The organism is Bacillus sp. PK6-16 (assembly GCF_056530295.1).
Map to the genome: position 1 here is coordinate 4,771,011 of NZ_CP096511.1, position 11,490 is coordinate 4,782,500.

At 35.6% G+C, this 11,490-nt stretch carries 9 protein-coding genes, 16 tRNA genes and 2 rRNA genes (1 of these 27 cut by a window edge); 1 reads left to right on the forward strand and 26 read right to left on the reverse strand.

Going from position 1 to position 11,490, the window contains the following annotated elements; translation table 11 throughout:
* Nucleotides 1-178: 178 nt before the first annotated feature.
* The 9 genes from M1D66_RS24465 to M1D66_RS24505 all read right to left on the reverse strand — a co-directional run bounded on the left by M1D66_RS24465 (nucleotide 179) and on the right by M1D66_RS24505 (nucleotide 8,821).
* Nucleotides 179-2,248, reverse strand: a complete 2,070-nt coding sequence (locus tag M1D66_RS24465; protein WP_016121804.1) for a sensor domain-containing protein — start codon at nucleotides 2,246-2,248, stop codon at nucleotides 179-181.
* Nucleotides 2,249-2,375: 127 nt separating this feature from the next.
* Complete coding sequence (gene trmL / locus M1D66_RS24470) at nucleotides 2,376-2,864, reverse strand: tRNA (uridine(34)/cytosine(34)/5-carboxymethylaminomethyluridine(34)-2'-O)-methyltransferase TrmL (RefSeq protein WP_000538147.1); 489 nt, start codon at nucleotides 2,862-2,864, stop codon at nucleotides 2,376-2,378.
* 58 nt (nucleotides 2,865-2,922) lie between these two features.
* Nucleotides 2,923-3,810 (reverse strand): amidase domain-containing protein, encoded by an 888-nt coding sequence (locus M1D66_RS24475; protein ID WP_000260591.1) that lies wholly within the window; start codon nucleotides 3,808-3,810, stop codon nucleotides 2,923-2,925.
* Nucleotides 3,811-3,854: 44 nt separating this feature from the next.
* The gene (gene queG / locus M1D66_RS24480) at nucleotides 3,855-4,997 is read right to left on the reverse strand and encodes a tRNA epoxyqueuosine(34) reductase QueG (RefSeq protein WP_070179127.1); all 1,143 of its coding nucleotides are present in this window, start codon (nucleotides 4,995-4,997) and stop codon (nucleotides 3,855-3,857) included.
* A 199-nt stretch (nucleotides 4,998-5,196) separates the two neighbouring features.
* Nucleotides 5,197-5,270: transfer RNA gene (locus M1D66_RS24485), tRNA-Gly, on the reverse strand.
* A gap of 115 nt (nucleotides 5,271-5,385) precedes the next feature.
* Nucleotides 5,386-6,036 (reverse strand): DsbA family protein, encoded by a 651-nt coding sequence (locus M1D66_RS24490; RefSeq protein WP_000841309.1) that lies wholly within the window; start codon nucleotides 6,034-6,036, stop codon nucleotides 5,386-5,388.
* Nucleotides 6,037-6,223: 187 nt separating this feature from the next.
* Complete coding sequence (locus M1D66_RS24495; RefSeq protein WP_006915721.1) at nucleotides 6,224-7,000, reverse strand: transglycosylase domain-containing protein; 777 nt, start codon at nucleotides 6,998-7,000, stop codon at nucleotides 6,224-6,226.
* A gap of 493 nt (nucleotides 7,001-7,493) precedes the next feature.
* On the reverse strand, nucleotides 7,494-7,955 hold the full coding sequence (locus M1D66_RS24500; RefSeq protein ID WP_000400455.1) for an NUDIX hydrolase: 462 nt from the start codon (nucleotides 7,953-7,955) through the stop codon (nucleotides 7,494-7,496).
* A gap of 146 nt (nucleotides 7,956-8,101) precedes the next feature.
* Entirely contained in the window at nucleotides 8,102-8,821 is a 720-nt protein-coding gene (locus tag M1D66_RS24505) for a YebC/PmpR family DNA-binding transcriptional regulator (protein WP_000532952.1), read from the reverse strand.
* Between the two features lie 351 nt (nucleotides 8,822-9,172).
* On the opposite strand from M1D66_RS24505, the gene M1D66_RS24510 reads away from it, so the two are divergent.
* Entirely contained in the window at nucleotides 9,173-9,493 is a 321-nt protein-coding gene (locus M1D66_RS24510; RefSeq protein WP_000149746.1) for a DUF3884 family protein, read from the forward strand.
* Nucleotides 9,494-9,705: 212 nt separating this feature from the next.
* Here the strand turns inward: M1D66_RS24510 and M1D66_RS24515 are convergent.
* The 17 genes from M1D66_RS24515 to M1D66_RS24595 form a co-directional block, all read right to left on the reverse strand.
* A tRNA-Leu gene (locus M1D66_RS24515) sits at nucleotides 9,706-9,787 on the reverse strand.
* A gap of 10 nt (nucleotides 9,788-9,797) precedes the next feature.
* A tRNA-Cys gene (locus tag M1D66_RS24520) sits at nucleotides 9,798-9,868 on the reverse strand.
* Nucleotides 9,869-9,882: 14 nt separating this feature from the next.
* Nucleotides 9,883-9,957 (reverse strand) — tRNA-Gly (locus M1D66_RS24525).
* 5 nt (nucleotides 9,958-9,962) lie between these two features.
* Nucleotides 9,963-10,037, reverse strand: a tRNA-Gln gene (locus M1D66_RS24530).
* Between the two features lie 63 nt (nucleotides 10,038-10,100).
* Nucleotides 10,101-10,176, reverse strand: a tRNA-His gene (locus tag M1D66_RS24535).
* 19 nt (nucleotides 10,177-10,195) lie between these two features.
* Nucleotides 10,196-10,269 (reverse strand) — tRNA-Trp (locus tag M1D66_RS24540).
* A gap of 7 nt (nucleotides 10,270-10,276) precedes the next feature.
* Nucleotides 10,277-10,360 (reverse strand) — tRNA-Tyr (locus M1D66_RS24545).
* Between the two features lie 10 nt (nucleotides 10,361-10,370).
* Nucleotides 10,371-10,446 (reverse strand) — tRNA-Thr (locus M1D66_RS24550).
* An 18-nt stretch (nucleotides 10,447-10,464) separates the two neighbouring features.
* A tRNA-Phe gene (locus M1D66_RS24555) sits at nucleotides 10,465-10,540 on the reverse strand.
* Between the two features lie 9 nt (nucleotides 10,541-10,549).
* Nucleotides 10,550-10,625, reverse strand: a tRNA-Asp gene (locus tag M1D66_RS24560).
* 3 nt (nucleotides 10,626-10,628) lie between these two features.
* Nucleotides 10,629-10,705 (reverse strand) — tRNA-Met (locus M1D66_RS24565).
* A 26-nt stretch (nucleotides 10,706-10,731) separates the two neighbouring features.
* A tRNA-Val gene (locus M1D66_RS24570) sits at nucleotides 10,732-10,807 on the reverse strand.
* A gap of 4 nt (nucleotides 10,808-10,811) precedes the next feature.
* A tRNA-Glu gene (locus M1D66_RS24575) sits at nucleotides 10,812-10,886 on the reverse strand.
* Between the two features lie 17 nt (nucleotides 10,887-10,903).
* A tRNA-Ser gene (locus tag M1D66_RS24580) sits at nucleotides 10,904-10,995 on the reverse strand.
* 2 nt (nucleotides 10,996-10,997) lie between these two features.
* A tRNA-Asn gene (locus M1D66_RS24585) sits at nucleotides 10,998-11,072 on the reverse strand.
* Between the two features lie 8 nt (nucleotides 11,073-11,080).
* Nucleotides 11,081-11,196 (reverse strand): 5S ribosomal RNA (rrf, locus tag M1D66_RS24590).
* Between the two features lie 100 nt (nucleotides 11,197-11,296).
* Nucleotides 11,297-11,490 (reverse strand): 23S ribosomal RNA (locus tag M1D66_RS24595) (it continues 2,728 nt past the right edge of the window).

The window sequence follows — 11,490 nt, forward strand, 5'->3', positions numbered from 1 at the left end:
CATACATTTTGGATAATAAATAAAACTCATGAACCGAAAAAAGTAAGGAGGATATTAGTATGAAATTATTATTAATTTTAGGTGTATCACTCACATTTCTTACAGCTATTTTTACATCCGGTTACAATGACAAACCAGGTACACATAAAAAATGATGTGCTTTTAGCACATCATTTTTTTATTTATAATACATATTTTCCATATCATATTTGGATAGTGGTCGGCTATAATAATAACCTTGTACAAGCTTCACATTCTTTTCTTTCAAAAACTGTATTTGCTCCTTTTTTTCTACTCCTTCTGCAATTATATTCAATTCTAAAGTATGAGCTAAATGAATAATTGCAGCTGTAATATTCGTATCACGTTCATCTATATGTATACCTTCCATAAAAGAACGATCAATTTTTAAAGTATCAATTGGATATGTTTTTAAATAACTTAAAGATGAATAGCCTGTTCCAAAATCATCTAAATGAATCTTTAAATTTTGTTCTTTTAATTGTAGTAACACTCTCTTTGATATATCTTTATGTATAAGAGCTCCTTCTGTAACCTCTATCGCTAATAAATGAGCTGATACATTGTACTTATTTAAAGCCCGTGTAATCATCTCTATTAATGTAATAGAACGAAAGTGTCTAGCTGAAATATTAACCGCAATTGGGACCACTTCATATCCTTTATTTAACCATTCGCGCAGTTGCTGACACACTTGATTTACTACCCATTCATCGAGCTTAATAATAAATCCTGTTCTTTCCGCCAATGGAATAAATTGGTTCGGAGAAACAAATCCTAATTCCTTATTCTCCCACCTTATTAAAGCTTCCATACTAGCTATTTTTTTCGTTTCAATATTAATTTGTGGCTGATAATATAAGAAAAATTCATTTTTTTCTATAGCACGATGTAACTGGTTTTCTATTATAAACCTTTGTTCACGCTCACAGTCTAATCCACTACAATAAAAATGATAATGTCCTTTTCCTTTTTCTTTTGCTTTTTCTAAAGCAGCATCGACCCTCTGAAATAGTATTTTTTCATCTTCTCCATCTGCTGGAGCCATTACAATTCCAATTGATGCACTTAAATATACATCTTCTTCTTCGATTACAAAATATTCACTAATATTTTTCAGTATGCTTTTTGCAACTTCCTCTACATATTCTTTCGTTATATTTTCTATCAACATAACAAATTGATCATCGTGTTCTCTAAATAAGTGCATATCTTCTATTTTTAGATTGCTTAAACATTCTGTAACTTTTTGTAATACTTTATCTCCCTCTTTATGACCAAATGTATCATTAATACGATGAAACTCATCTAAATCTATAAATACAAGTGCAAAATTTACACTCTCATTTAAAAAAGTATTTAACTTATTTGTACATGAAATTCTATTCATTAATCCCGTTAACTGGTCATAGTAAGCTAAATATTCTGTTCGCATTTCGTTTAATACTTGCCTTGTAACATCTCTCGTAACAATATAAATCCCAACAATTTCACCGTTCACAATAATCGGGATAGTTCTCAAAGAAATATATAGCTCGTACCCTTCTTTATGAACATATTTCTTTGAAACAATTTGTTTTGCTTTTCCTTGCATCGATCCCTTAAATATAATTTGAAAATCTTTTTCATATTCTTTATTAATGAATTCAAAAATAAATTTATTATTTAATTCCTCATACCGGTATCCAAATATTTCATACGTTGCCGGATTTGCATATGTAACTCTCCCTATAGAATCTATAGATATAATTGAGTCATTATTATATTCCAGTAACGACTTAAATAACATTTGTTTTTCCTCTATCTTTGTCTTCTCCTCAATTTGAGCTGTAATATCTCTTGTAATACAAATAACAAATTGACATATTCCTTCTTCATCGCATACAGGATTAAGTGAAGATTCATAATGTATCTCACCTTTTGGTAAATTGACTACATCACAAAAGGTGTGTGCTTTCGCTTCTCTCACTACTTTTGCATATTGCCTTTGCAATATCCCCGCTATATCTTTTGGTAATACTTCTGCAAAAGTTTTTCCATAGCACTCTTCGCTTAACCTAGCATAATCCATTCCTATCTTATTCACATACATATATTGAAACGTTTCATTATCAATAACTTTCAATATGAATACTAAATCTTGAATAGCATGTAATAATCCTTGTCTAATTAAATCCATATCTATCATACTTAAAAAGGTATTTTGATTACTATATTCTTCCTTCATATTTATCTCAACCCGTCTTATCTATTTTTAATCATATATCCCATTCTATATGATTATGTCCTCTCTTTTAAATGTATGATTATATATTATTTTTATTTTATAAAAAAAAGTCGCCATATGGCGACTTTTAATAAACGATTTCTAAATCTAATCCAGGGTAATTTTGTTGACGGAACGCTTCATAAATTAAAATTGCTGCTGTATTAGATAAATTTAATGAACGTACTTTATCTGTCATTGGAATACGTAAACAATGATCAAAGTTTTCTTCGATTACATTAGCTGGTAAGCCGTTTGTTTCTCTTCCAAATACAAAATAGTAATCCTTCTCACGCTTGCTATAGTCAAACGCTGTATGAGCTTTCTCGCCATACTTTGTTAAATAGAAGAATTCACCGTCTTTATTTTTTTCATAAAATTCTTCAATTGAATCATAATACGTAATTTTTACGTGCTGCCAATAATCTAATCCTGCACGCTTTAACATTTTATCATCCGTTGAAAATCCAAGCGGTCTAATCAAATGTAATTCTGTTCCAGTTGCTGCACAAGTACGAGCAATATTCCCTGTATTTGCTGGAATTTCTGGCTGATATAAAACAACATGTACTCCCACGCGATATTCACCTCTGTTTTTTGTCTACTACGTATTATACCACTTGAGCGAAAAATCTCTACCCATTAATAATATGAAAGAATTTATATTTCATTTGTGGTGTATATTTACTAGAGTCTTCATAGTTCCAATAACGTCGACGGCTATTCGCTGAATGTGCATTTACAAGCGGCATACCATCTGCATCTTTTGCTACTACAATCGTCGTATGATTCCATCTTCCGTCATCCTCGAAATCATAAGCAATGACATCTCCAAGAATAAGTTCTTCTGGCCTCTCTACCGCCTCTGCTCGAAGTCCTGTTGTAGCACCTGACAAATACCAATAAAAAGAATGTGCAACAGCCCAGCTCCAACTCCACTGATTCTCCCTTTGCCACCATCCTTTACGAATATTAGGATACCCGTTCATAGGTACTTCTCCAGTATGAAGACATTGAGAAATGAAATTCGTACAATTATCAGGGAAATTACGATACATAGGATTCCGGTCATCCCACCAACGCTCTGCATATTTCACTGCCTCTAAACGATTATACTGATAAGAACCGTACTTCTCTTTCGTAATATCCCTTTCTAATGTCTCACCCATTCTAATTTCTTCTGACACTTCAATAGCAGAATCGCCTATAATTCGACTATTATTTAAACAAACTCTTCGTTTTAATTGTTCCTCTTCAATATAAAATAATTCTTTATGCTTAATTAAATATTTAAAATGTATTTGATAATCAATTTCTTGATGGTCATTACTATTTAATTGTCTAATGAAAGAAACATCCGCAGTTGCTTTCACTATATGTGCACTACGCCTTTGAAACAATTGTTTCTTTCTCAGTGCCATTTGTAGTAAATCCTCAGCAATACCATCCACATTCGTTCTTTTCTCCGTTATATATGCTAAAAATTGTTGTACTTGGTTTTCAATCTTCGTTTTTACAACCATTCTGTCTCCCTCCCATATTACAATATGAAAAAGGGAAATATTATCTACTCTTTTTTCTGTGCTAACAATTCAAGCCCGCGATTCATTTCATGAAGCACTTCTTCGTCTTTCTCACGTTGCATCGCTTTTTCAATAGCTTCGCCGACGCCGTCTCCACCAATTTTCCCAAGTGCCCATGCTGCCGTTCCGCGTAGTACCGGTCTTGGGTCATCTTTCATAACACCAATTAAATCAGGAATTGCCGATGCTTCTTTAAAATGTGCTAATGCTAAAATCGCATTTCTTTGCAGTGGCTTTTTCCCTCTCCATGACCCTGACATAATCCCATATTTCTCTTTAAAATCACGATTACTAATTGTTAAAAGTGGCGTTAATAATGGTTTAACTAGCTCAGGATCCGGCTCCATCTCAGGATGATTATGAAAATCCATTCCTTTATTTTTCGGACAAACAGTCTGACACGTATCACATCCATATATGCGATTTCCTATTTTATCGCGATATTCTTCAGGTAGGAATCCTTTCGTTTGTGTTAAAAACGCAATGCACTTCTTCGAATCTAACTGTCCCCCCTGTATTAAAGCACCGGTAGGACAAATATCGATACATTTCGTACAGCCCCCGCATTGATCTTCTATCGGCTTATCTGGCGGGAATGGAACATTTGTAATCATTTCCCCTAAGTATACGTACGAACCAAATTCAGGTGTAATAATAGAGCAGTTTTTACCGCTCCATCCAATACCAGCACGCTCTGATACAGCTCGATCACTTAATTCACCTGTATCAACCATGGACTTCACTTCTATATCAGGAAGTTTTTCAATTAAATATGCCTCTAATTTTTGCAAACGATCTCGTAAAACAAGATGATAATCTTGTCCCCAAGAAGCACGACAAAAAATCCCACGGCGTTCTCCACGCTTACTTAATGGTGCATTTTTTAATTTTGAAGGATATGCTAAAGCAATCGCAATAATTGATTTAGCACCCGGTAATAACAGTTGCGGATTCGTTCTCTTCTCTATATCAGGCTCTTCAAATCCAGATTGATAATTTAATTGTTGTTGCTGGATTAAGCGCTGCTTTAATTCCTCAAAAGGAGAAGCGCTCGCAAAGCCTATTTTATCTATGCCAATTGTTTTACTATACGCAATTACATCTTGCTTTAATTGTTCAAAATCCACTCTTAATCGCCTCCTCAGATGAATCCACCCCTTATGTAACCACTCTATTGGTTAGTAATTCACGTTTGGAATACTATTATTTACTTCTATTTTCGCATGTAATTATATTTTTCAAACATTAAAAAACGCAATGCCTCGTTTATCTCGGAAACGAAACACTGCGTTGATCACAATTTATAGAAAAACATTTAATAAAATTTGGAGCGGGTGAAGAGAATCGAACTCTCGACCAGAGCTTGGAAGGCTCTTGTTTTACCACTAAACTACACCCGCAAATATGAATTACATATAAGATATTAGAATAACTTATGTAAAGTAGTATAGCATGTAAAAAAAGTAGAGGCAAGAATTTTATCGAAAAAAGTCGAAAAAGTGATGAGAGACCTCATCACTTTTTCAATTCTTTATCAATTGCCTTCTTCATACTATCAAAATCAGGATTTGCAAGATTTCCGTTTACATATACAGAAGGAGCACCTTGAACTTTTAATTTTTGAGCACGATCTGAATCTTTACTTACTTTTTCTTTAATGTCTTTACTGTGTAAATCTTTCTTAAATTGCTCTACATTAACTTTCGGCAGTTTCTCTTTCACAATGCTAAGAAGCAAATCTTCTGTAATCCATTCTTCTGTATCTTTCTTTTGATTTTGATAGATCTCATCATAGAAGATCCAGAATGAATCTTTATCTTGTTTATAAATTGCTTCACCAGCTGCTGCACCTAAATCTGAGTCTTTTCCAATAAATGGGAAGTTAATAAAGTATAACTGCACTTTGCCTTTATCAATATACTCTTCTTTTAATCGAGGTAATACTGTTACATCCCAAGTACGACAAGCAGGACATTTAAAGTCTCCAAATTCAACTACCTTAACTGGAGCATCATCTTTCCCTAAAGATTGTTGCGTAGAATAAGCAAACATCTCATTCCCTTTATCTTTTTTGTCATTTATGATGCTATACGCAATTGTTCCAATTACAATTAATACTGCGATAGAAAAAACTATACCAAGAGCCATGAGTTTATTTGATTTCATATACATTCCTCTTTAAATTCATATTCTGTATACAGCATTGTACACAATACACATAATATCAACACTTATATACGTCACGCAATGAACACGCTCACATAAATTACAAAAACACAATAATTGTGACGATATTGTGTCACAATTTGTCACAATTTATTCAAAAAAAGAAGCTCCTCTGTAGGAACTTCTCTTAACTTACTGCTTTTTTACGTGCGCTATTTAACATCGACTGCTCTATTTTTATATCATGACGAATTACCAATTTCTCACTAACTGCTTGAACATACTCATCATGGCTTATATAGCCTTCTTTCTCCATTAGTCTCAAAACGACATTACGTCTCTCTACTGCTTTATCATAATTTTGTGCAGGTGAGTAATAAGCAGGTGCTTTTACTACAGCAGCCATCATTGCACTTTCAGCCAATGTTAATTGGTTCACCTTTTTACCGAAGTAAAGGTTTGCTGCTTTTTCAATTCCCCATGCTCCTTCTCCATAATAAATATTACTTACATATAATTTTAAAATTTCATCCTTCGTAAATGTGCGTTCAATTTTTTTCGTATAAAAAATCTCTTTCCACTTCCGAGAAAATGTACGTTCATTCGTTAAAAAGGCATTTTTAGATAGCTGCTGTGTAATTGTACTTCCTCCTTGCACGACACCACCAGCCTTTATATTCTCAACAGATGCCCTAATAATTGCTATATAATCTAAACCGTTATGATGATAAAATCTTTTATCTTCTGTCGCAATAAATGCATATGTTAATGATTCTGGCACCTCTAACTTAGCCGGTACATGTAATTTACTAATATCACTTTTCTCAATCATTACATTTCCAATGAATAATAACGTACAACTTAACAATAATAATAATATGATGGCTTTATAAAAAAGTTTAGTCATTGGATTTAATGCAACTTTTTGATGATAGTTCACCCTAGATAATACTCGTTCTTTCATCTTGAACACCTCTTTTCCACACAGCATATAACTCTTACTTTAAGAATACATTGTTGTAAAAAAATATCCCATCGATTTCTCTTACACGTACCTTACATCATTGTAAGGTATAAAGTGAAACTTTAATGAGCCCTCATCAATCAGGCTTACTGCCCAGCAAATAGTGGGATAAAAAAGTATTGTATCACAGTATTTTTTTATCTACTATTCATCTGAAATATTGAATATAGGTTATGTTAAAGTACGAATAACCAATAATAGAGAAACCCTTAAGACTATTATATTTTCACTTTACACTTTAATTATATCATCTACAAATATATATACTTTTGACTATCTAGTAATCTAAATGTATATAACATATAGATTTATTATACAGAACAAATGTTCCTCAAATCAATACTAGTGCTATTATTATTTTGACCTTTTTCTTAAACAGTATACAAAAAAAGAGTAGTGATTCGAATGTATCTCAAATCGGCTACTCTTTTCTTTACAATCTTCCTATTAAATTATACGGCTGTACTTCCCACGTTTCATACGGAATAAAATGTGTTGCTCTCATTGCATCAAGCGTTCTGGATTTCATATGAGGACGCGTTATATACTCATCTATGTTCTCTTCATTTAAATCAACAAATTTAGCCTCTTGTATTTCTTCAGGTTGAATTTTTATTTCACCACTTATATATGCTACTTTAAAAACAACAGCTAGAATATGCATAGAAGTATTATAATAAACGCCTGTAATTCCGATAGGCTTCACCGTTAACCCTGTTTCCTCTTTTATTTCCCTACAGACAGCTTGATCGAGCGCTTCGCCTTCTTCTACCTGTCCTCCTGGCAACTCCCACGTATCAGCTCGCCAGTGCACTTTTGTTAATAACACTTCATTTTTTTCATTTGTTAAATAACCGGCTACAGCAACGATATGCTTTGGTGTCTTATGTTCCATATTAAGCCTCCTAGAGATAATGAATATTTTATATATCCCTATAATCATATTCCCTACCTACAACAAAATACCTTTAATACTTCATCACCTTAATTAACTTCATAAAAAAGACCCTATCCGCTAAGCGAAAAGGGTCATCTATCGTATTACTCTCCTAAGTCTACGTTGTGATAAACTTGTTGAACATCTTCTAAATCTTCTAATGCATCAACCATTTTCTCAAATTGTGCTTGAGCATCTTCAGGAAGTGTTACATCACTTTGTGCAAGCATTGTTAATTCTGCAACTGTAAACTCCTCAACGCCAGCACCTTTAAGTGCAGATTGTACTGCATGAAATTGATCTGGTTCAGCATACACGATAACAGAATCTTCTTCTTCTAGAATGTCACGTGCATCTACATCTGCTTCCATTAAAATTTCAAGAACTTCATCTGATGTTTTACCTTCAAGGCCGATAACAGCTGTCGCATCAAACATGTAAGCTACAGAACCGTTCACACCCATATTACCACTGTTTTTGCTAAATGCAGCTCGTACATCTGCTGCAGTACGGTTTACGTTATTTGTAAGTGTATCTACAATAACCATAGCTCCATTTGGTCCGAATCCTTCATAACGAAGCTCGTCATAATTTTCTTCTGAACCGCCTTTTGCTTTTTCAACTGCACGATCAATAATTGTTCTTGGAACATTGTATGTTTTCGCACGCTCTAATACAACTCTTAGTGCTTGGTTTGATTCTGGATCTGGCTCGCCTTGTTTTGCTGCCACATAAATTTCACGCCCAAATTTCGCGTATATACGGCTTGTATTTGCATCTTTTGATGCTTTTTTGTCTTTAATATTGTTCCATTTACGGCCCATACTTTCCACTCTCTTTCCCGTTTTAAATCTACATAAAAATATTAATATGAAATATATTGTGTGTTCAACACATTTTTAAAAGAAATATAAAAAGTTCATTTTTGATTCATATTACAGACATAATATAAATCACTATCATTTTGTTCTTTCGACAAGTTATATTATACATGAATTCCTACGTTTATTACGAATTTTAGAAGCACATAGTATAATTTAACAAAAAGACTCTAACATTTCTGTTAGAGTCTTTTTATATTGCCAATACCGATTTCCATATTATTCCCATAATTGTTTTCTATTGTTGTATAATAAAAACAGGAAAAAATTTAAAGAAAAGATGGAGGGTGAATTATGACACATTCAAAAGACAAAAAATCACATGCTTTTAAAGGAATAAGAGAAAAATTAAACCCAACTATCTATCAAGTGAGATTCATGAAATTAGATGAACCAATTCGATTTGAGTCGTTTTCTGAATTAAAGGAATTAGGAGACTGGTTGAGTACTTCAACGCACATGTGGTCATGCCACTCAACTATGTACAAATACAACAGAGAAGAGTTTGAAAAGAAGTTCTTAGAAATTACGAAATTAACAGCTGATCATGTACTAATATCTACTGGTGGCGTCGGATTTAACTTCATGTCACCGGGGTGGAGAAATTCTCTCTAGAGTGCTCGAAGGAAATATTATATATACAATATTCTGCTGGAATTTTATAGAATACCGCAATTAAAAGGATAAAAATGAATGTTTGTTTTTAGCCTTTTAATATTTCGCCGTTTACTCACCGTACACTTTTTGTGCTTATTTTGTCATGTAATGAAAAGAAAACACAAAAAAACTCTATACAATTAGTATAGAGTTTTTTTCGCCGTTCTTGATACCGATGGTCGGGGTCGAACCGACACTCCCGAAGGAACACGATTTTGAGTCGTGCGCGTCTGCCAATTCCGCCACATCGGCACAAAAGAAAAGGCGGCAACCGGATTTGAACCGGTGATAAAGGTTTTGCAGACCTCTGCCTTACCACTTGGCTATGCCGCCATATTAAATTTTATTGGAGCGGAAGACGGGATTCGAACCCGCGACCCCAACCTTGGCAAGGTTGTATTCTACCACTGAACTACTTCCGCAAAAATGGCTGGGCTAGCTGGATTCGAACCAGCGCATGACGGAGTCAAAGTCCGTTGCCTTACCGCTTGGCTATAGCCCATCGAATTCTTACTTAATTATATGTAAGTATCCATTAGATTATTTGTAATTTTTAAAATAAAAATGGGGCGACTGATGGGAATCGAACCCACGAATGCCGGAGCCACAATCCGGTGCGTTAACCACTTCGCCACAACCGCCATGTTGTGTAAATATATTTGGCAGGGGCAGTAGGAATCGAACCCACACTGGAGGTTTTGGAGACCTCAGTTCTACCTTTAAACTATGCCCCTATGTAAATGGTGGAGGGGGGCAGATTCGAACTGCCGAACCCGAAGGAGCGGATTTACAGTCCGCCGCGTTTAGCCACTTCGCTACCCCTCCGAAACTTACATGGTGCCGGCTAGAGGACTTGAACCCCCAACCTACTGATTACAAGTCAGTTGCTCTACCAATTGAGCTAAGCCGGCGTATTTTATTAAAATAAATGGTGGCTCGGGACGGAATCGAACCGCCGACACGAGGATTTTCAGTCCTCTGCTCTACCGACTGAGCTACCGAGCCTTATTAAAATGGCGGTCCCGACCGGGGTCGAACCGGCGATCTCCTGCGTGACAGGCAGGCATGTTAACCACTACACCACGGGACCATTTGGTTGCGGGGACAGGATTTGAACCTGCGACCTTCGGGTTATGAGCCCGACGAGCTACCGTGCTGCTCCACCCCGCGATAATACTATTTATATAAAATTTATATGGTGGAGGATGACGGGATCGAACCGCCGACCCCCTGCTTGTAAGGCAGGTGCTCTCCCAGCTGAGCTAATCCTCCAAAGTGGTGACCCGTACGGGATTCGAACCCGTGTTACCGCCGTGAAAGGGCGGTGTCTTAACCACTTGACCAACGGGCCAAATATTATAAATCCTATGGCGGAGAGCAAGGGATTCGAACCCTTGATACGCTTGTGACGTATACACGATTTCCAATCGTGCTCCTTCGGCCAACTCGGACAGCTCTCCAATGGCTCCGCAGGTAGGAATCGAACCTACGACCGATCGGTTAACAGCCGATAGCTCTACCGCTGAGCTACTGCGGAATAATATTGCCTGGCAACGTCCTACTCTCACAGGGACAAGGTCCCAACTACCATCGGCGCTAGAGAGCTTAACTTCCGTGTTCGGTATGGGAACGGGTGTGACCTCTCTGCCATCATTACCAGACATTATTCTTTTGAGACAATCATTATTATAACTTATTTACTTTAAAAGTCAACAAGTTTTTTATGTTCTCTCAAAACTAGATAACATTGCTACATATTATATGGTTAAGTCCTCGATCTATTAGTATTCGTCAGCTCCACATGTCACCATGCTTCCACCTCGAACCTATCAACCTGATCATCTTTCAGGGATCTTACTAGCTTACGCTATGGGAAATCTCATCTTGAGGGGGGCTTCATGCTTAGATGCTTTCAGCACTTATCCCTTCCGCACATAGCTACCCAGCTATGCCCT